We start from the raw sequence: 19340 nt of genomic DNA, 5'->3' as shown, positions 1-19340 counted from the left end.
CTTGTCCTCAGTTGCTCGCGTCCACTGTGTTAGTTCTGAGGCAACGACCGTTGCCGGCTTTGAGCAGAACACATAACTACAGAGTGTGCTTGTTCGCTCGAAACCATTAGGGTTTCGGTGGTCATAGCGTGAGGGAAACGCCCGGTTACATTCCGAACCCGGAAGCTAAGCCTCACAGCGCCGATGGTACTGCAGGGGGGACCCTGTGGGAGAGTAGGACGCCGCCGAACAATCTTTGGAGGACCCCTGGTCCCAGCGTTCAGCTGGGACCAGGGGTCCTTTTGTTTTTACAATGCTTGCGGTACCGAAGACAGGAGTCACCATGTCCACCAACTCTCCCGACGACCGACCGGAGCGCGACCAGCGGCGACGGGACAGTGGTGACCGCGGCGACCGCGGCGGTTACCGCGGGGACCGCCGCGACAACGACCGCCGTGGCAGCGACCGTCGTGATGACCGCCGTGACGACCGGGGCGGCTACGGCCGGCGCGACGACAACCGTGGTGGCTTCCGTCGTGACGATCGCCGTGATGACCGTCGTGGTGGTTTCGGCGAGCGTGGTGATCGTGGTGGTTTCGGCGGTCGTAGGGATGATCGTCGTGAGGGGGACCGGGGTGCGCGTCCGGCGTTCCAGCGGGACGACCGGGACCGTGGGCCGCGTCGTGACGACCGTCGCGACGACCGGGGTGGGTTCCGTCGTGACGACCGTGGCGGGGACCGGGGTGGGTTCCGTCGTGACGACCGTGGCGGGGACCGTCCGGCCTTCCGCCGTGACGACGACCGCGGTGGCTACGGACGCCGCGACGACCGCCGTGACGACCGTGGTGGTTACGGCCGGCGCGACGACAACCGGGGTGGTGGCTACTCCGGCGATCGCGAGCGTGGTGGCTTCCGCCGCGATGACCGCCGCGATGACCGTCGTGACGATCGCCGTGATGACCGTCGTGGTGGTTTCGGCGAGCGTGGTGATCGTGGTGGTTTCGGCGGTCGCAGGGATGATCGTCGTGAGGGGGACCGGGGTGCGCGTCCGGCGTTCCAGCGGGACGACCGGGACCGTGGGCCGCGTCGTGACGACCGTCGCGACGACCGGGGTGGGTTCCGTCGTGACGACCGTGGCGGGGACCGTCCGGCCTTCCGCCGCGACGACGACCGCGGTGGCTACGGACGCCGCGACGACCGCCGTGACGACCGCCGTGACGACCGCCGTGACGACCGCCGTGACGACCGCCGTGACGACCGGCGCGGTGATGACCGTGGCGGTTTCCGGCGGGACGACCAGCGCGGTGAGCGCGGTGAGCGCGGCGGGTTCCGGGGCCGGGACGACCGCGGTGGCCGTGGGCCGCGTCGGGACGACCGCGGCGGTCGGCCCGGTGGCTTCCGCCGTGATGACCGTCGCGACGACCGGGGCGGCTACGGCCGCCGTGACGACAACCGCGGCGGCGGCCGCTTCCGTGACGAGCGGGAGCGTGACCGGGACCGGGAGCCGATCAAGCGGCTGCCCATCCCGGAGGACGTCACCGGTGACGAGATCGACAAGGACGTGCGGCAGGAGCTCCAGAGCCTGCCCAAGACGCTCGCCGAGGATGTCGCCAGGAACCTGGTGATGGTCGCCCGGCTCATCGACGAGGACCCCGAAGGCGCCTACGGCTACTCCAAGGTGGCCCTGCGCCTGGCGTCCCGCGTGGCCGCCGTACGCGAGGCCGCAGGGTTCGCCGCGTACGCGAACCAGAAGTACAGCGAGGCCCTGGCCGAGTTCCGGGCTGCTCGGCGGATGACCGGCACCGTGGAGCTGTGGCCGGTGATGGCCGACTGCGAGCGCGGGCTCGGGCGGCCGGAGAAGGCGCTGGACATGGCTGGTGCTCCCGAGGTGCACAAGCTGGACAAGGCCGGTCAGGTCGAGATGCGTCTGGTCGCGGCCGGTGCCCGGCGTGACATGGACCAGCTGGACGCGGCCATCGTGACCCTCCAGAGCCCCGAGCTGGCCTCCAACTCGGTGCAGGCGTGGACCGCCCGGCTGCGCTACGCCTACGCCGACGCCCTGCTGGCCGCCGGCCGGGACGGCGAGGCGCGGGAGTGGTTCGCCAAGGCCGTCGAGGCCGACCGGGACGGCAGCACCGACGCCTCGGACCGGCTCGCCGAGCTGGACGGCGTGGAGTTCGTCGACGCCCTGGACGAGGGCGACGGCGACGCCGCGAAGGCCTCGGAGTCCGACGAGAGCCACGGCGAGAACGACGGCGAGAACCTTGGTGGCGAGGACGGCGACGAGGGCGCTGACAAGGACTGACGTCCGTCACTGAAAAGAGGGCAGGCCCCCAGCGGGGGGTCTGCCCTCTTTCGTGTTGCGGCCGGCTCAGGTCCCCAGCGCCCGCAGGACCAGCCCCGTCGCCGGCTTCGGGCCGAAGGACGTCGACTTGCGCGGCATGGTGACACCCTGGCGGGCCAGGTCGCGTACGACCTCCTCGCGGACGGGGTGCATCAGGACGGCCGTACCGCCGTCGCGCTCCGCCTTGGCGACCGTCGCGGCCGTGTCGTGGATGTACGCGATGTGGGCGGGGGAGTCCTCGGGGATGTGCCAGACGTGGTCCAGGAGCGTGGCGTGCAGGACGGTGGCGTCCAGGGAGCGCCAGGCGGCCGGGCGGTCGGCCGGGATCGTGCGGGCCAGCAGGTCCGGGTCCGGGTGGTCGAGCAGGTGGAAGGCGCCGTCGCCGGCCAGCAGGAAGGCGTTGCCGGTGCAGGTCGCGTCCGCGAGCACGTCCAGGGCCTCGGCCAGCGGGGCGTCGAGGTGTCGTACCCGGAACAGGCCCTCCACGGCGGCCAGCGCGTCCGCGACCGGCAGGCCGTGCAGCAGGCGGTGGATGGCGCGGACGCGCAGTGGGTAGCGGGCGGTGTCGACGAGGAGGACCAGGCCGTAGTCCCAGGGGCTGGGGGAGGGCTGCTCCGCGCGGAGCAGCCGGTAGGTGGCCCAGCGGTGGTGGCCGTCGGCGATCAGAGCCTGGTGCCGGGCGAGGTCGTTCTGGACCAGGGTCAGCTCGGCGGGGTCGGTGAGCGACCACAGGCGGTGGTGGAAGCCGTCCTCGGTGGTCGTGGAGAGCAGCGGGGCCCGCTCCGCGGTGCGCTCGATGACCTCGGCGGTCGTGCCGTTGCCGCGGTAGGTCAGCAGGAGTGGTTCCAGGTTCGCGCGCGTGGCGCGCATCAGGTCCGCGCGGTCGGCGACGACGGGCGGCATGACGTCCTCGTGCGGCAGCACCACGCCCTCGGCCGGCTCCGAGATCCGCAACGCGCCGATGACACCGCGCTGGAGCATGCCGTCGCCGTCTCTCTGCTCGTAGACGTACAGGCCGGGTTCCGGATCCGTGGTGAGGATGCCCTCGGCGAGCCAGCGGCGCAGGGTCTCGGCAGCCTGCTCGGTGCGGGCCCTCGGGGTGCCGGCCTCGGGCAGGATCAGCCGGACGATGTTGTGCGGGTCGGCGGACTGGAGGTGGTGCACCCCGTCGGGCCGGACGACGACGTCGTACGGCGGGGACGTGACGGAGGCGAGGCTGCCGACCCGTTCGGGGTCGTAGCGAAGGCCTCGGAACGGCGTGAGTTCCAGGCCTCGGCGCGCCTTTGCTTCCGAGTGACCTGCGGTATTCATCCCGGCATCGTACGTGTGTCAGTGGTGTGCGGGATGATCGGGGGAAAGGCGAGCGAACGAGGAGCGATGTGGAATGAGCCAGGCGGTCAGGACGAGGCCCGAGGGCAGTGGGCAGCCCCTGAGCGAGGCGTACGACACGGCGCTGCTCGATCTGGACGGGGTGGTGTACGCGGGTGGGAGCGCGATCGCGCACGCCGTCGACTCGCTGGCGGTGGCGCGCGCGGGCGGGATGCATCTGGCGTACGTCACGAACAACGCGTTGCGCCCGCCGGACGCGGTGGCGGAGCACCTCACGGAGCTGGGCATACCGACGGGGGCGGACGACGTCATCACGTCCGCGCAGGCCGCGGCACGGCTGATCAGCGAGCAGGTGCCGGCCGGGGCGCGGGTGCTGGTGATCGGTGGTGAGGGGCTGCGGGTGGCGCTGCGCGAGCGGGGGCTGACGCCGGTGGAGTCGGCGGACGACGATCCGGCGGCGGTGGTGCAGGGTTTCGGCGGGCCGGATCTGACCTGGGGGCGGTTCGCGGAGGCGTCGTACGCGGTGGCGCGCGGGGTGCCGTGGTTCGCGTCCAACACGGACCTGACGATTCCGAGCGGGCGGGGCATCGCGCCGGGCAACGGCGCGGCGGTGGAGGTCGTACGGATCGCGACGGGCAAGGAGCCGCAGGTGGCGGGCAAGCCGCTGCCGCCGATGCACAAGGAGACGATCATCCGTACCGGCGCGCGGCGGCCGCTGGTGGTCGGCGACCGGCTGGACACGGACATCGAGGGCGCGTTCAACGGCGGGGTGGACTCGCTGCTGGTGCTGACCGGTGTCACCGACGGGGCCCGGCTGCTGGCCGCGCCACCGCAGCACCGGCCGACGTACGTGGACGCCGATCTGCGCGGGCTGCTCACCGGGCAGCCGGAGGTCACGGCGGCGGACGGGGGTTTCCGTTGCGGCGGCTGGACGGCGGCGGCCGGGGCGGACCGGCTGGAGCTGGAGGGCGACGGCGAGGCGCTGGACGGGCTGCGGGCGCTGTGCGCGGCGGCCTGGACGGCGGCCGGGGAGGGCTCCTGCGAGCTGGACGGGGGGAAGGCGCTGGCGCGGCTCGGGTTGTGAGGGGGCCCGGGGATCGAGACCAGGGGAGAGGGTAGGCTAACCTAACCTCGTGTTGGTCGACAGTCCTCCGGAACAGCGCGCGGAGACCGCCCCCGCGCCCCCAAGTCGCAAGGCGGTACGGGCCCTTGGGCTCCTGCTCTCCGTCGTGGTCCTGGTGCTCGTCGCTCTGGCGAGCATCGCGATCGGGGCCAAAGCACTGTCGCCGGACCAGGTCTGGCACGGCCTGTTCCACGACACGGGCACGTACGGCGATGTCGTCGTGGACGAGCGGGTCTCGCGCACGGTGCTCGGGCTGCTCGCCGGGGCCGCGCTCGGTCTGTCCGGCGCCGTGCTCCAGGCGCTCACCCGCAATCCGCTGGCCGATCCCGGGCTGCTCGGGATCAACGCGGGTGCCTCCGCGGCCGTCGTCACCGCCATCACCTGTCTCGGCGTCACCAGCCTCACCGGCTATGTGTGGTTCGCCTTTCTCGGTGCGGCGGCGGTCGGCGCGCTGGTGTGGTTCCTCGGCGGCAGCCGGGGCGCCACCCCGGTCCGGCTCGCGCTCGCCGGTACGGCCATCAGCGCGGCCCTCTACGGCTATCTCCAGGCCGTGATGATCACGGACGACGCGGCGCTGGGCAAGATGCGCTTCTGGACGGTGGGTTCGCTGGCGTCGGCCACGAACGCGACCATCCTGCAGGTGCTGCCGTTCCTCGCGGCCGGCACGCTGCTGGCGCTCGGGCTGGCCCGGCCGCTGAACGCCGTGGCCATGGGGGACGACACCGCCCGCGCCCTCGGCGCCCACCTGGGCCGCACCCGCGCGCTCGCCATGCTGGCCGCCACCGTGCTGTGCGGTGCCGCGACCGCCGCCTGTGGTCCGATCGTGTTCGTCGGCCTGATGGTGCCGCACGTCGTGCGCTCGTTCACCGGCCCCGACCTGCGCTGGATCCTGCCGTACGCCACGGTCCTGTCGCCCGTGCTGCTGCTCGGCGCCGACGTGATCGGCCGGGTGGTGGCCCGTCCCTCGGAACTCCAGGTCGGCATCGTCACCGCGCTCATCGGCGGCCCGGTCTTCATCTTTCTCGTACGACGGCGGAGGACGGCCCAGCTGTGAAGACCCCAACCGTGAACCGGGCCGCCGACATGAACCGGACCGGCCGCGCGAACCGGGCCCTGCGCACGCCCGGCGGGCTCTCCCTGCGCCTGGATCCGCGGGCCGTGCTCGTCGTCGTACTCCTGCTGGTGGCCGCCGCTGCCGCGGGCGTGCTGCTGATCGGCACCGGCGACGCGGAGATCCCGGCGGCCGACGTGGTCAGGACCCTCGCCGGGAACGGCACCGCGTACCAGGACTTCATCGTCGACGAACTGCGGCTGCCGCGCGTCCTGGTCGGCCTGCTGGTCGGCGCCTCGCTCGGCGTCGGCGGCGCTCTCTTCCAGTCCGTCTCCCGCAACCCCCTCGGCAGCCCCGACGTCCTCGGCCTCTCGCAGGGCTCCACGGCCGGCGCGCTGATCGTCATCGTGCTGATGTCCGGCACCGCCACCCAGGTCACCCTCGGCGCGCTGATCGGCGGTCTGGTGACCGGATGCGCCATCTATCTGCTCGCCTGGAAGCAGGGCGTGCACGGATACCGGCTGGTCCTGGTCGGTATCGGTATCTCCGCGATCGCCACCGCGGTCAACGGCTATCTGCTCACCAAGGCCGACATCGTCGACGCGGCCCGCGCGGTCGTGTGGATGACCGGCTCCCTCAACGGCCGCGACTGGGACCAGGTCTGGCCGCTGCTCGCCCTGTGCGCCGTCCTCGTACCCGTGGTCCTGGCCAACGCGCGCGGCCTGCGGATGATGGAGATGGGCGACGACGTCGCGAACGCCCTCGGGGTGCGCGTGCAGCGCGTCCGGCTGGTGCTGATGGTCTCCAGCGTGCTGCTCACCGCCGCCGCCACGGCCGCCGCCGGACCCGTCGCCTTCGTCGCGCTCACCGCGCCGCAGCTCGCCCGGCGCCTGACCCGCTCGCCGGGCCCGAACCTCGTGCCCTCCCTCTGCATGGGCGCCGCCCTGCTGGTCGCCGCCGACTGGGCCTCGCAGCGCGCCTTCGGCGCCGACCAGCTGCCCGTCGGCGTGGTCACCGGCGTCCTCGGCGGCGGCTATCTGCTGTGGCTGCTGGTCACCGAGCGCAGGGCGGGCCGGATATGACCCCCACCGGCGAGACGAACGAACCCAAGGAGCCAAGGAGCGCTGTGAACCGCCTGTCCGCCGAGAACGTCACCCTCGCCTACGAACAGCGCGTCATCGCCGAGCAGTTGTCGGTGGAGATCCCCGACAACTCCTTCACGGTGATCGTCGGCCCGAACGCGTGCGGCAAGTCGACGCTGCTGCGGGCGCTTTCGCGGATGCTCAGGCCCAGTGCGGGCCGGGTGCTGCTGGACGGGCAGGTCATCCAGTCGATGCCCGCGAAGAAGGTGGCCCGTACGCTCGGCCTGCTGCCGCAGTCGTCCATCGCGCCCGACGGCATCACCGTCGCCGACCTCGTCGGCCGCGGCCGCTACCCGCACCAGGGGCTGCTGCGTCAGTGGTCCGCGGAGGACGAGCGGGTCGTCCAGGAGTCCATGCGGCAGACCGGGGTCGCCGAGCTGGCCGACCGGTACGTCGACGAGTTGTCCGGCGGGCAGCGCCAGCGGGTGTGGATCGCCATGGCGCTGGCTCAGCAGACCCCACTGCTGCTCCTGGACGAGCCGACCACCTACCTCGACATCCAGCACCAGATCGACGTCCTCGACCTGTGCGCCGAACTGCACGAGACCCAGGGCCGCACCCTCGTCGCCGTCCTGCACGACCTCAACCACGCGGCCCGCTACGCCACCCATCTGATCGCGCTGCGCGGCGGCACGGTCGTCGCCGAGGGCGCCCCGAACGACATCGTCACGGCCGAACTGGTCGAGGAGGTCTTCGGACTGCGCTGCCAGATCATCGACGACCCCGAGACGGGGACCCCGCTGGTCGTTCCGGCGGCCCGCAAGGTCAGGGCCGCGGCGGCGTCCTGAGGACGGTCACAGCAGCTTTCTGAGCCGGAACAGGTCCAGCAGGCTCGCCTCCAGCCGCACCCGGCCGGTGCCCCAGGCGGTCGCGAAGTTCAGCTCGCCGCCCACCAGGTCCACCAGGTCGTCCCCGGCCATGGCGAGCCTGATCTGCGCCTTCTCGTGGGGCGGCCCGGGGAGGGTGTCGTCCACCTCGATCCGGCCGCCGGTCAGCCGGCCGGTGAAGGTCACGTCCAGGTCCGTGATGTGGCAGCTCACCGAGCGGTCCAGGGCGGCGGCCGCCCGGACGTCGCCGTCGGCGCCCTGCATGTTGTCCGAAAGCTTTTCCAGTGCGGCGCGGCACGCCTCGATCGTGGCCATCGCCCCCGACCGTATACCAGCGGTTCGGGGTAGCGTCGGGGCATGAGCGACTCGGTTCCGGAGACGGAGATCCCGGCGGACGCGCCGGACGCGCAGGACGTGGTACAGGGGGCGGCATCGGGGTTCGACCCCGCCGCGCCCGCCCCGCTGGGCGTCCCGCGCACCCCCACCGGCAACGCCGAGGTCGACGCCCAGCTCGACCGGCTCGCCGACACCGACCACCTCGCCACCGACGGACACGTCGAGGTGTACGAGGATGTACACGGGGGGCTGCGCGACGCGCTCACCGCGCTCGACGCCCGCCCGGGGCCTCCGGTGCCCCCACGGCCGTAGACAGAAGCAGACAAAAGCAGGAGCTGAACCGAACGTGGCAGGAGTCGCACGCCGTCGTCTGGACGCGGAGCTGGTCCGCCGGAAGCTCGCGCGCTCGCGCGAGCACGCCAGCCAGCTGATCGTCGCCGGGCGGGTCACCGTCGGCAGGACCGTCGCGACCAAGCCGGCCACGCAGGTGGAGACGGCCGCGGCGATCGTCGTGCAGAGCGACGACAGCGATCCCGACTACGTCTCCCGGGGCGGCCACAAGCTCGCGGGCGCGCTGGCGGCCTTCGTGCCGCAGGGGCTCGTGGTCGAGGGCCGGCGCGCGCTGGACGCCGGCGCGTCCACCGGCGGCTTCACCGACGTCCTGCTGCGCGCGGGCGCCGCGCACGTCGTCGCCGTGGACGTCGGGTACGGACAGCTCGCCTGGTCTCTCCGGAGCGATGAACGCGTCACCGTCAAGGACCGTACGAACGTAAGGGAGTTGACGCTCGACGCGATCGACGGGGAAGCTGTGGATCTTGTCGTGGGCGATCTGTCCTTCATCCCGCTCGGGCTGGTGCTGCCGGCCCTCAAGCGGTGCGTGAAGCCGGACGCCGACCTCGTGATGATGGTCAAGCCGCAGTTCGAAGTGGGGAAGGAACGGCTCGGCAGCGGGGGTGTCGTACGGAGTCCGCAGCTGCGGGCGGAGGCCGTGCGCGGGGTGGCCGAGAAGGCCTGGGAGCTGGGGCTCGGGGTGCGTGGTGTCACCGCGAGTCCGCTGCCCGGCCCCTCGGGCAACGTCGAGTACTTTCTCTGGCTGCGGTCCGGCGCCCCCCGCCTGGACCCGGCCGACGTCGACCGTGCAGTGGCGGAGGGGCCGCGTTGACACAGAACCTGGCGCGTACTGTTTTCCTGCTCGCCCACACCGGGCGGCCCGCGGCGATCCGCAGTGCGGAACTCGTCGTCAAGGGCCTGCTCCGGCATGACATCGGGGTGCGGGTGCTGGAGGAGGAGGCGTGCGACCTGCCGCTCCCCGAAGAGGTGGAGCTGGTCAAGGAGGCGACACCGGACTGCCTCGACGGGTGCGAGCTGCTGATCGTCCTCGGCGGTGACGGCACGCTGCTGCGGGGCGCCGAGTTCGCCCGGGCGTCCGGCGTGCCGATGCTCGGCGTCAACCTGGGGCGGGTGGGATTCCTCGCCGAGGCCGAGCGGGACGACCTCGATCGGGTGGTCGACCGGGTGGTGGCGCGGTCGTACGAGGTCGAGGAGCGGATGACCGTCGACGTCGTCGTGCACCGCAACGGCGACATCGTGCACACCGACTGGGCGCTGAACGAGGCGGCCGTGCAGAAGGCCGGTGCCGAGAAGCTGCTGGAGGTCGTGCTGGAGATCGACGGGCGGCCGGTGACGGGGTTCGGGTGCGACGGTGTCGTGCTGTCGACCCCGACCGGGTCCACCGCGTACGCCTTCTCCGCCGGCGGGCCCGTGGTGTGGCCCGAGGTGGAGGCGCTGCTGATGGTGCCGATCAGCGCGCACGCGCTGTTCGCCAAGCCGCTCGTGACCTCGCCGGACTCCGTGCTCGCGGTGGAGGTGCTGCCGCACGTGCCGCCGGGCGTGCTGTGGTGCGACGGACGGCGGACCGTCGAGCTGCCGCCCGGGGCGCGGGTGGAGGTGCGGCGGGGGGCGGTGCCGGTGCGGCTGGCCCGGTTGCACCATTCGTCGTTCACGGACCGGTTGGTCGCGAAGTTCGCGCTGCCGACCACGGGATGGCGAGGGGCTCCGCACCACTCGACGGAGTGAGAGGGGCGGCCTGTGTGCACTCCCCGCCCCGGACCTCGTATGGTCTGTTCCGTGTTGGAGGAGATGCGGATACGGTCGCTCGGGGTCATCGACGATGCCGTCGTCGAGTTGTCGCCGGGGTTCACCGCGGTCACCGGTGAGACGGGTGCGGGCAAGACCATGGTGGTCACCAGCCTTGGGCTGCTGCTCGGTGGCCGGGCGGATCCGGCGCTCGTGCGGATCGGCGCCGGGAAGGCGGTCGTGGAGGGTCGGATCACCGTCCCCGCGGGCGCGCCCGTCGTCGTACGTGCCGAGGAGGCCGGTGCCGAGCTGGACGACGGGGCGCTCCTGATCAGCCGTACCGTCTCCGCCGAGGGCCGCTCACGCGCGCATGTGGGCGGGCGCAGCGTGCCCGTCGGGCTGCTCGCCGACCTGGCCGACGAACTGGTGGCCGTGCACGGGCAGACCGACCAGCAGGGCCTGCTGAAGCTGACCCGGCAGCGGCAGGCCCTGGACCGGTACGCGGGCGACGCCGTCGCCGTACCGCTGGCGAAGTACGCCGAGGCCTACCGGCGGCTGCGGGCGGTCTCCGCCGAGCTGGAGGAGATCACCACGCGCGCGCGTGAGCGGGCGCAGGAAGCCGACATGCTGCGCTACGGCCTCGACGAGATCGCCGGGGTCGAGCCGCGGGCCGGCGAGGACGCCGAGCTGGCGGAGGAGGCCGAGCGGCTGGGGCACGCCGAGGCGCTGTCGTCCGCCGCGACGGCCGCGCACGCCGCTCTCGCGGGCAACCCCGAGGACCCCGAGGGGATCGACGCCGCGACGCTCGTGGCGGGCGCCCACCGGGCCCTGGAGGCCGTCAGGTCCCACGACCCGGCGCTGGCCGCGCTGGCCGACCGGATCGGGGAGATCGGGATCCTGCTCGGTGACGTCGCCGGTGAACTGGCGGGGTACGCCGACGACCTCGACGCCGATCCGCTGCGGCTGGCGGCGGTGGAGGAGCGCAGGGCCGCGCTGACGGCACTGACGCGCAAGTACGGCGACGGCGTCGACGCCGTACTTGCGTGGGCCGAGCGGAGCGCCGCGCGGCTGACCGAGCTGGACGGCGACGACGAGCGGATCGCGGAGCTGACCGCCGAGCGGGACGCGCTGCGCACCGAACTGGGCGGCCTCGCCCAGGCGTTGACGGACGCGCGCACGGAGGCCGCCGATCGGTTCGCCGCCGCCGTGACCGCCGAGCTGGCCTCGCTGGCGATGCCTCACGCGCGCGTGTCCTTCGACATCCGGCAGACCGAGGACCCGGAGGGCGTCGAGGTCGGCGGGCGCACGGTCGCCTGCGGTCCGTCGGGCGCGGACGAGGTCGAGCTGCTGCTCGCCCCGCACCCCGGCGCCCCGCCGCGGCCCATCGCCAAGGGTGCCTCCGGCGGTGAGCTGTCCCGTGTGATGCTCGCCGTCGAGGTCGTCTTCGCGGGCACCGACCCCGTGCCGACGTACCTCTTCGACGAGGTCGACGCCGGTGTCGGCGGCAAGGCCGCGGTCGAGATCGGGCGGCGCCTGGCGAAGCTCGCGAAGAGCGCGCAGGTCGTCGTGGTCACCCACCTGCCCCAGGTCGCCGCCTTCGCCGACCGGCAGTTGCTGGTCGAGAAGACCAACGACGGCTCCGTCACCCGCTCCGGCGTCAAGGTGCTGGAGGGCGAGGAGCGGGTCCGGGAGCTGTCCCGGATGCTGGCCGGCCAGGAGGACTCCGAGACGGCCCGCGCCCACGCCGAGGAGCTGCTGGCGACGGCCCGGGCGGACGCGTGAGCGCCCAGACGCAGGGCGCCCGTGCCGCCCTCGCGGGCTCCTTCGCGCTCGCCGCCGCCGTCACCCGGGCCGGCACGGCCGCCCTGCGTCTGGGCGCGCCGGGCACGCGCGCGCGTTGGGAGCGCAAGAACTACGCAGGACGGACCGTCGAGCTGTACGCCGGGCCCGCCTCGGCCGTCGGCACGGCGCTCGCCGCCGCCCGTGTGCACCCGGCCGCCGGGGCCGCCGTGCTCGCGGCCGGCGCCTGCGGGGCGTACGACGATGTCGCAGGTCACCTCTCCGGGGACACCCGGCGCGGCTTCCGCGCGCACCTGGGCGCGCTGCGGAACGGCGAGGTCACCAGCGGGGCCGTGAAGCTGTTCGGGATCTCGGCCGCCGGGCTGGCCGCCGGCGCGCTGCTGAAGGAGCGGGCGCTGGACAAGCTGCTCGCCGGGATCGTGATCGCCGGTACGGCACACTTCGTCAATCTCGTCGACGTACGGCCCGGGCGGGCCGCCGGCACGGTGCTCGCGCTCGGTGCGCCCGGACTGCTGCGCACCGGGCCCGGTGCCGAGCTGTCGGCCGCCGCGATGGGTGCCGCCGCTGCCGTGCTCCCGGACGACCTGGGGGAGCGCGCGATGCTCGGCGACACCGGGGCGCACGCCCTCGGCGCCACGCTGGGTGCGGCCATCGTGGCGGGCAACCGGCGCACGGGACTGCTCGCGCACGCCATCGCGGTCGTGGCCGCCGCGGCGTACGAAGACCGGGTGACCGCCGCGGCGTGCTCGCTGTGACCGTCTGACCTCGCCGGACGGGGGCGCGCGACGTTCACCCGCGCCGGGGAATCCTTCACCCGTGTGGGTGACGTGCGCCGGCGCATTGCCCCGGCCCACCGCGGAGTGCGCCCGCCCGGGTTTCCCGCAACGGCCCCACGTCCTGGCATGCTTGGCGGAGAACGCGGGCGGGCGGCGGCCCGGACCGGTCCGCGCGGGAGGCGCGCGGGGTATGTCCTTCCGCTCCCTTGCGCCCGCTACTTTCTGTACGTTTCCTCGTGACCGCCCACGTCGAACCAGGAGCCCCGGCCACGTGAGCCCCCTGAGCAGCAACGCGCCGCACGGCCAGTCGACGCTGCGCACCGTGCAGGTGCTGGGCGGAGGCAACGCCGGCAGCAGCGTCCATGTGCGCTCCCTGGCCGAGGGGCTCGTGGCACGGGGCGTGCGGGTCACCGTGTGCGCCCCCGTCGAGGCCGACCGCGCCTATGACTTCACCGGCGCCGGTGCCGAGCACGTGCACGTGCCGCGCAGCAGCGACCCGGTCTCCGTGGCCGCGCTCCGGGCGGCGTGCTCGGGCGCCGACCTGGTGCACGCGCACGGACTGCACGCCTCCTTCCGCACCGTGCTCGCGCTCAGCGGCCGGCGCACCCCGCTCGTGGTCACCTGGCACGACCGGGCCCGCGCGGAAGGCCCGCGCTCCCATCTGCTGAAGGTGCTGGAGCGGCGCGTGGTCCGTACGGCGACCGTCGTCCTCGGCACCAGCTCCGACCTGGTGGACCGGGCCCGGCGGACCGGGGCGCGGGACGCCCGGCTGGCCGCCGTCGGCCTGCCCGGACAGCGCACGCCCGTCGACCGCGACGACCCCGACCGGCTACGGGCCAAGATCCGCGCCGAACTCGGCGCCGGTTCGGGCCCGTTGCTCATCGCCGTCGGCTCCCTCGACGGCCACCGCGGCTACGACGTCCTGCTCGACGCCGCCCGCGCCTGGCGGGACCTGGATCCCGCCCCGCTGGTCGTGATCGCCGGAGAGGGGCCGCTGCGCCCGCAGCTGGCGCGGCGGATCGAGGACGAGGAGCTGCCCGTGCGGCTCATCGGCCGCCGCGAGGACGTGCCCGAACTGCTCGCCGCCGCCGATCTGGCGCTCCTGACGAGCAGTTGGGAGTCGCGCTCGGTCCTCGCCCAGGAGGCGCTGTACGCGCGCGTGCCCCTCGTCGCGACCCGGGTCGGCGGCATCCCCGACCTCGTCGGCGATGCGGCCGCCCTCGTCCCGTACGGCGACGCGGAGGCGCTCGCCGAGACCGTCGTACGCCTCCTCGCGGACCCCGAGCGCTGCCAGGAGCTGCGCGAGGCGGGGGTGCGGCAGACGGCGGGCTGGCCGACCGAGGACGAGACGGTCGCCCAAGTGCTCAGTGTCTACGACGAGTTGACCCAGCCCCGGCCGCTCGCCTGAGCCCGCAGGGCCTCAGTTCACGTGGCGTCGGGCCCGCAGTGCGAGGCTCAACGCCAGGACGGTCTGCGGGTCGTCGAGGTCGGTGCCCAGCAACTCCCCGATGCGGGCGAGGCGGTTGTAGAGGGTCTGCCGGTTCAGATGCAGTTCGCGGGCCGTCTCCGCCTTGCGGCCGGCGTGCGCCAGATACGTCTCCAGGGTCGGCAGCAGCGGCGGCCTGGAGCGGCGGTCGTGCTCGCGCAGCGGGCCGATCGCGCGGTCCACGAACGCGGCGAGGTCCGGGTGGTCGCGCAGCCGCCACAGCAGCAGGTCGATGTCCAGGCGCCGGGCGTCGTACCAGGGCCGGTCGGTCAGGCCCTGCGCGGCCGTCGCGGTCTCCGCCGCGTGCCGCAGGCCCGCCGAGGCGGCCGCCCAGCCGCCCGCCGCGGCGACGACCACGACCGGCGGCGGCGAGCCCGGCCGCCGCATCCCGGCCCGCTCCACCCCCGCCCTGAGGGCCGCCGCCACCCGGTCCGCGACCGCGGCCCGCTCCGGCTCCGCGCGCAGGCCCAGCAGCACCAGCACCCGGCCCTCCACCGGCCGCACCCCCAGCAGCACCGGCACCCCCACCGCCGCCAGCTCCTCGGACACCGCCCGCGCCAGCACCGCCCAACCCCCGCCCGGGGAAAGGGAGTCGCCGATCCGCATCACCACGGGCAGCAGCGGGCTCTCGCCGGGTTTGAAGCCGAGGACCCGGGCCTGCGCCGGGGCGTCCTCCGCCGAGATCCGGCCCTCGGCGAGATCGGTGAGGAAGTCACCGCGCCCGCGTGCCGCCAGCTCCTCCTCCTGCCGGGCCTGCATCAGCACCACGGCCAGAATGCCCGCGGCCCGCTCGGCGGCCATCCGGTGCACCGGCGCCAGCGGCGAGCGCACCGGCAGCAGGACCAGGCGGGCGCGGACGGAACCCGCCGTCCCCGGTCCGCCGCCGGGCACGTCCACCAGCACCGAACCGGCGGGCGGCGGCGCGTCCTTGTGCGGGCCGCGCAGCCCCTCCCACACCTGGAGCGGGTCCGCGCCCTCGGGCCCCTCCCCGGCGGCGTACAGCAGCCGGCCGTCGGCCGTCTCCAGGAAGACGGGGTTGCCGCCGAAGCCGGCCAGGATGCCCAGCACCTGCGGCACCCCGCCGCCGCCGAGCAGCGCCTCGGTACAGCGCCGGTGCACCTCCTCGGCCCGCTGGAGCAGCGCGTAGTGGCCGTTGACGATCTCGGTGTGGATCTCCTCGGTCACCGTCACGAACGGCACCTCGCGATGCAGCTGGACCAGCGGCAGCCCGGCGGCGCGGGCGGTGTCCACCAGGGCGGCGGGCAGCCGTGTGAAGCGCGGGCCCAGCTCCACCACCAGGGCGGCGATCCCGCGCTCGGCGAGGGTGCGCACGAACGCCCGCTGCTCCGCGGGGCGGGTGCCGAGGCCGTAGCCGGTGGTGAGGAGCAGCTCGCCGCCCTTGAGCAGCGAGGCGATGTTCGGCACCTCGCCCGCGTGCACCCAGCGCACCGTGCGCCCCAGCCGGTCGGCGCCCGCCAGGATCTCGGGCAGTCCGCTGCGCAGGCCGGGCAGCTCCAGGGCCCGCTGCACGGTGATCCCGGCGCTCTGGGTGTCGAGTCGGTGGTCGGTGCGGCTGTCCATGCAGCGGACGCTACCTGCGCGAACGCCCTTCGGGACAGCTCCGGGACGGCTTCGGGTCAGACCGGTTCGACGGTGTGGCCGAAGCGGAAGACGTTGTCCGGGTCGTAGCGCCGCTTCACCTTCGCCAGCCGCAGCAGGTTCCCGGCGCCGAGGCCCGCCCGCAGCCGCTCGGGGCCCTCGTCGCCGACGAGGCCGAGGCAGACCGCACCGGTGCTCCAGGGCCGTACGTCGGCGCACGCGTCCCGCACCCAGGCGGTCGCGCGCGCGTCGCCGGCCGGGTCCGCCCAGCCGGCGCACGGGTGCAGCAGCCAGGACGCGTCCCGGTACGGCACCGGGTACGTGCGCGGGCCGGCGCCGATCGCGCCGCCGAGCGGAACGAGCGCGAGCCGGTACGCGCCCGGCACCGGCAGGTCAGCCGCACGGGCGCAGAAGGCGTCCACCGCCGCGTCGGGCAGCGCGTCCAGGCACTCCGCCGACCAGTGGGCGCGCATGCCCCGCGGCAGGCACGACAGGGCGTCCGGCTCCGTCTCGTGCGGCAGCGCGAGCAGCGGCCCGGCGAGCTCACGCAGGCCGCTCTCGCCGCCCGCGTACGTCAGCAGGGCGCAGCACCGCGGCCCGGACCGCGCCTGCGCATCGGTCAGGTAGAGCACGGCCCCGCCCACCTCGTCCGGACCCGTACGGATGATCTCGCGGAAGGCGCGGACCACGTCCGGGCCGTCCTGCGGCGGGTACCGCAGCAGCGTGACCGCGTACTGCGGCAGTTCGTGCACCTCCAGGGTGAGCGCCGTCGCCACGCCGAAACCGCCGCCCCCGCCGTGCAGCGCCCAGAACAGTTCCGGGTTCTCGTCGGCGCTCGCGTGCACCAGCTCGGCGTCGGCGGTCACCAGCTCCACCGCGATGAGGTCGTCGACGGCCAGGCCGAAGGCGCGGTCCAGGCGGCCGGTCCCGCCGCCGAGGACGAAGCCGGCGACTCCCGCACCCGGGACATGGCACCCCGTGACCACGAGGCCGTAGGGCCGGCTCGCCCGGTCCAGGTCGCTCGTTCTGGCCCCGCCCAGGGCCCGGACCGCCTCGTCCGCCGGGTCGACGGTGACCGTGCGCATCCGGTCCAGGTCCACCAGCAGCGCGCCGTCGGCCGGGCCGCCCGCCAGGCCGTGCCCGCCGCCGCGCACCGCGATGTGCAGGTCCAGGTCGCGTGCGAAGCGCACCGCCCGGACGACGTCGGCCGCGTCCGCGCACCGCGCGATCACGGCCGGGCGCCGGTCGATCCGTGCGTTGGGGACGGCTCGTGCCTCGTCGTAACCGGGATCCCCCGGGGCGAACACCTCGCCGGCCAGATCCTCGCGCAGCGCGGCGAGGGCAGCGCGCGCCTTCGAGAGGGAAGCCATGGCCGGCCGCCCCCTTTCCCGGAAAGGGGTGATGTGTCCGCATCTCAGCCTAGGCGGACGCGGTCACCCGGTCGCGTCAACCCCCGTACGCCCCCGAAGCCGTCAACCGCAGTGCCGTGTCGATCAGCGGTACGTGGCTGAACGCCTGCGGGAAGTTGCCGACCTGGCGTTGCAGCCGCGGGTCCCACTCCTCGGCGAGGAGGCCCAGGTCGTTGCGCAGCGCGAGGAGCTTCTCGAACAGCTTGCGGGCCTCGTCGACGCGGCCGATCATCGCCAGGTCGTCGGCCATCCAGAACGAGCAGGCCAGGAAGGCGCCCTCGTCGCCCGGCAGGCCGTCGACGCCCGCGTCGCCGCCCGAGGTCGGGTAGCGCAGGATGAATCCGTCCGGGGTGGACAGCTCGCGCTGGATCGCCTCGATCGTGCCGATCACCCGCTTGTCGTCCGGCGGCAGGAAGCCCATCTGCGGGATCAGCAGCAGCGAGGCGTCCAGCTCCTGGGAGCCGTAGGACTGCGTGAAGGTGTTGCGCTCCTTGTCGTAGCCCTTCTCGCACACGTCCCGGTGGATGTCGTCGCGCAGTTCCTTCCAGCGCTCCAGCGGGCCGTCCGCGTCGCCGGACTCGATCAGCTTGATCGTGCGGTCGACGGCGACCCAGGCCATCACCTTGGAGTGCACGAAGTGCCGGCGCGGGCCGCGCACCTCCCAGATGCCCTCGTCCGGCTCCTGCCAGTGGTCCTCCAGGTAGCGGATGAGCTTCAGCTGGAGCAGCGAGGCGTAGTCGTTGCGGGCCAGACCCGTCATGTGGGCCAGGTGCAGGGCCTCGGTGACCTCGCCGTACACGTCCAGCTGGAGCTGGTGCGCCGCGCCGTTGCCGACCCGGACCGGGGCGGACTTCTCGTAGCCCGGCAGCCAGTCCAGCTCGGCCTCGCCCAGCTCGCGCTCACCGGCGATGCCGTACATGATCTGCAGGTTCTCCGGGTCGCCCGCGACCGCGCGCAGCAGCCACTCGCGCCAGGCGCGGGCCTCCTCGCGGTAGCCGGTGCGCAGCAGCGACGACAGGGTGATCGCGGCGTCGCGCAGCCAGGTGTAGCGGTAGTCCCAGTTGCGCACGCCGCCGATGTCCTCGGGCAGGGAGGTCGTCGGGGCCGCGACGATCCCGCCGGTCGGGGCGTACGTCAGCGCCTTCAGGGTGATCAGCGAGCGGATCACCGCTTCGCGGTACGGCCCGTGGTACGTGCAGTGGTCCACCCACTCGCGCCAGAACTCCTCCGTCGCCTCCAGCGAGGCCTCCGGCTCCGGCAGCGGCGGCGGCTCCCGGTGCGAGGGCTGCCACGAGATGGTGAAGGCGATCCGGTCACCGGGGGCGACCGTGAAGTCGGCGTACGTCGTCAGGGACTTTCCGTAGGTCTCCGCCTCGGTGTCGAACCACACCGAGTCCGGCCCCGCGACGGCCACCGTACGGCCCTCGTGCCTGTGCACCCAGGGCACCACCCGGCCGTAGGAGAACCGCATCCGCAGGGCGGAGCGCATCGGCACCCGGCCGGTGACGCCCTCGACGATCCGGATCAGCTGCGGCGCGCCGTCACGCGGCGGCATGAAGTCCGTCACGCGCACGGTGCCCCGCGGGGTGTCCCACTCGGACTCCAGGATCAGCGAGTCGCCCCGGTAGCTCCGCCGGGCGGCGACCGGCGGCACGGCGTCGGCCGCGTGCGCCGGGCCGAGCCGCCAGAAGCCGTGCTCCTCGGTGCCCAGCAGGCCGGCGAAGACGGCGTGCGAGTCGAAGCGGGGCAGGCACAGCCAGTCCACCGTGCCGTCCCGGCAGACCAGCGCCGCGGTCTGCATGTCTCCGATGAGTGCGTAGTCTTCGATGCGCCCGGCCACGTGCAACTCCAGTCGAACGGCCACGTCACGCCCCCCGCGCAGGGGGCTGTCGCTGATGCGGTCAAGGGGTCGTTGTTGTGCGTCGTTGAGCGGTGAAGCAAAGCAGCCTGCCGAGCCCTGAGGCAAAACGACAGTCCTTGCTCAACGAACTGCCGCGCGCTCGTTGTTCCGGGGGTTATCGGCGGGGGTGTGCCGTCGTTCCGGCCGGGCTCGGCAGCGAATG

General features: G+C 73.7%; 17 protein-coding genes and 1 rRNA gene. 13 read left to right on the top strand and 5 right to left on the bottom strand.

The features are described 5' to 3' along the window. The first annotated feature begins 113 nt into the window (after positions 1–113). The 3 genes from rrf to BIV25_RS52090 all read left to right on the top strand — a co-directional run bounded on the left by rrf (position 114) and on the right by BIV25_RS52090 (position 2284). Positions 114–230, top strand: a 5S ribosomal RNA gene (gene rrf / locus BIV25_RS31735). Between the two features lie 204 nt (positions 231–434). Further along, on the top strand, positions 435–1604 hold the full coding sequence (locus BIV25_RS52095; RefSeq protein ID WP_218158489.1) for a hypothetical protein: 1170 nt from the start codon (positions 435–437) through the stop codon (positions 1602–1604). Beyond that, positions 1541–2284, top strand: a complete 744-nt coding sequence (locus BIV25_RS52090; RefSeq protein WP_256256348.1) for a hypothetical protein — start codon at positions 1541–1543, stop codon at positions 2282–2284. Before BIV25_RS52095 ends, BIV25_RS52090 begins: the two co-directional genes overlap by 64 nt. A gap of 66 nt (positions 2285–2350) precedes the next feature. On the opposite strand, the gene BIV25_RS31720 is transcribed toward BIV25_RS52090, so the two are convergent. Beyond that, complete coding sequence (locus tag BIV25_RS31720; RefSeq protein ID WP_071375910.1) at positions 2351–3634, bottom strand: DUF1015 domain-containing protein; 1284 nt, start codon at positions 3632–3634, stop codon at positions 2351–2353. Positions 3635–3707: 73 nt separating this feature from the next. Between BIV25_RS31720 and BIV25_RS31715 the strand changes: the two genes are divergently transcribed. Genes BIV25_RS31715 through BIV25_RS31700 form a run of 4 tightly spaced genes read left to right on the top strand, consistent with a single transcriptional unit; the run spans position 3708 to position 7756 of the window. After that, positions 3708–4736 (top strand): HAD-IIA family hydrolase, encoded by a 1029-nt coding sequence (locus tag BIV25_RS31715; RefSeq protein ID WP_071375909.1) that lies wholly within the window; start codon positions 3708–3710, stop codon positions 4734–4736. A 49-nt stretch (positions 4737–4785) separates the two neighbouring features. Further along, positions 4786–5829: an iron ABC transporter permease gene (locus BIV25_RS31710; protein WP_071375908.1), complete on the top strand. Its 1044-nt coding sequence runs from the start codon at positions 4786–4788 to the stop codon at positions 5827–5829. A gap of 29 nt (positions 5830–5858) precedes the next feature. Beyond that, positions 5859–6908 (top strand): iron chelate uptake ABC transporter family permease subunit, encoded by a 1050-nt coding sequence (locus BIV25_RS31705; protein WP_071375928.1) that lies wholly within the window; start codon positions 5859–5861, stop codon positions 6906–6908. Next, positions 6905–7756 carry an ABC transporter ATP-binding protein gene (locus BIV25_RS31700; protein WP_177235482.1) on the top strand — a complete coding sequence of 284 codons (852 nt, stop codon included), beginning with the start codon at positions 6905–6907 and terminating at the stop codon, positions 7754–7756. Before BIV25_RS31705 ends, BIV25_RS31700 begins: the two co-directional genes overlap by 4 nt. A 6-nt stretch (positions 7757–7762) precedes the next feature. Here the strand turns inward: BIV25_RS31700 and BIV25_RS31695 are convergent, their stop codons facing one another. Then, the gene (locus BIV25_RS31695; protein WP_071375906.1) at positions 7763–8110 is read right to left on the bottom strand and encodes an SCP2 sterol-binding domain-containing protein; all 348 of its coding nucleotides are present in this window, start codon (positions 8108–8110) and stop codon (positions 7763–7765) included. A 42-nt stretch (positions 8111–8152) separates the two neighbouring features. Here BIV25_RS31695 and BIV25_RS31690 point away from each other — a divergent pair, with 42 nt between their 5' ends. The 6 genes from BIV25_RS31690 (at position 8153) to BIV25_RS31665 (ending at position 14191) form a co-directional block, all read left to right on the top strand. Beyond that, on the top strand, positions 8153–8443 hold the full coding sequence (locus BIV25_RS31690; RefSeq protein WP_071375905.1) for a hypothetical protein: 291 nt from the start codon (positions 8153–8155) through the stop codon (positions 8441–8443). Positions 8444–8477: 34 nt separating this feature from the next. After that, on the top strand, positions 8478–9293 hold the full coding sequence (locus tag BIV25_RS31685) for a TlyA family RNA methyltransferase (protein ID WP_071375904.1): 816 nt from the start codon (positions 8478–8480) through the stop codon (positions 9291–9293). Continuing rightward, on the top strand, positions 9290–10207 hold the full coding sequence (locus BIV25_RS31680) for an NAD kinase (protein WP_071375903.1): 918 nt from the start codon (positions 9290–9292) through the stop codon (positions 10205–10207). The genes BIV25_RS31685 and BIV25_RS31680 overlap by 4 nt, the downstream gene beginning before the upstream one ends. 39 nt (positions 10208–10246) lie before the next feature. Further along, a complete protein-coding gene (gene recN / locus BIV25_RS31675) occupies positions 10247–11989 on the top strand; it encodes a DNA repair protein RecN (protein WP_177235481.1) in 1743 nt (580 codons plus the stop codon). Beyond that, positions 11986–12762: a hypothetical protein gene (locus BIV25_RS31670; RefSeq protein WP_071375902.1), complete on the top strand. Its 777-nt coding sequence runs from the start codon at positions 11986–11988 to the stop codon at positions 12760–12762. The genes recN and BIV25_RS31670 overlap by 4 nt, the downstream gene beginning before the upstream one ends. Positions 12763–13054: 292 nt before the next feature. Beyond that, entirely contained in the window at positions 13055–14191 is a 1137-nt protein-coding gene (locus BIV25_RS31665) for a glycosyltransferase family 4 protein (protein WP_071375901.1), read from the top strand. Positions 14192–14203: 12 nt separating this feature from the next. Here BIV25_RS31665 and BIV25_RS31660 read toward each other — a convergent pair whose 3' ends face one another. The 3 genes from BIV25_RS31660 to BIV25_RS31650 all read right to left on the bottom strand — a co-directional run bounded on the left by BIV25_RS31660 (position 14204) and on the right by BIV25_RS31650 (position 19117). Continuing rightward, on the bottom strand, positions 14204–15850 hold the full coding sequence (locus BIV25_RS31660; RefSeq protein WP_071375900.1) for a PucR family transcriptional regulator: 1647 nt from the start codon (positions 15848–15850) through the stop codon (positions 14204–14206). A gap of 56 nt (positions 15851–15906) precedes the next feature. After that, positions 15907–17238: an FAD-binding oxidoreductase gene (locus BIV25_RS31655; protein ID WP_071375899.1), complete on the bottom strand. Its 1332-nt coding sequence runs from the start codon at positions 17236–17238 to the stop codon at positions 15907–15909. Positions 17239–17314: 76 nt separating this feature from the next. Further along, positions 17315–19117, bottom strand: coding sequence for a glycoside hydrolase family 15 protein (locus tag BIV25_RS31650; protein WP_071375898.1), 1803 nt, complete (start codon positions 19115–19117; stop codon positions 17315–17317). Between the last annotated feature and the right edge of the window lie 223 nt (positions 19118–19340).

Origin of the sequence: Streptomyces sp. MUSC 14 (genome assembly GCF_001866675.1) — a bacterium.
Classification (GTDB): domain Bacteria; phylum Actinomycetota; class Actinomycetes; order Streptomycetales; family Streptomycetaceae; genus Streptomyces.
The sequence above is the reverse complement of the archived record's forward strand: the minus strand, read 5'-3'. Positions and strand labels throughout refer to the sequence as shown.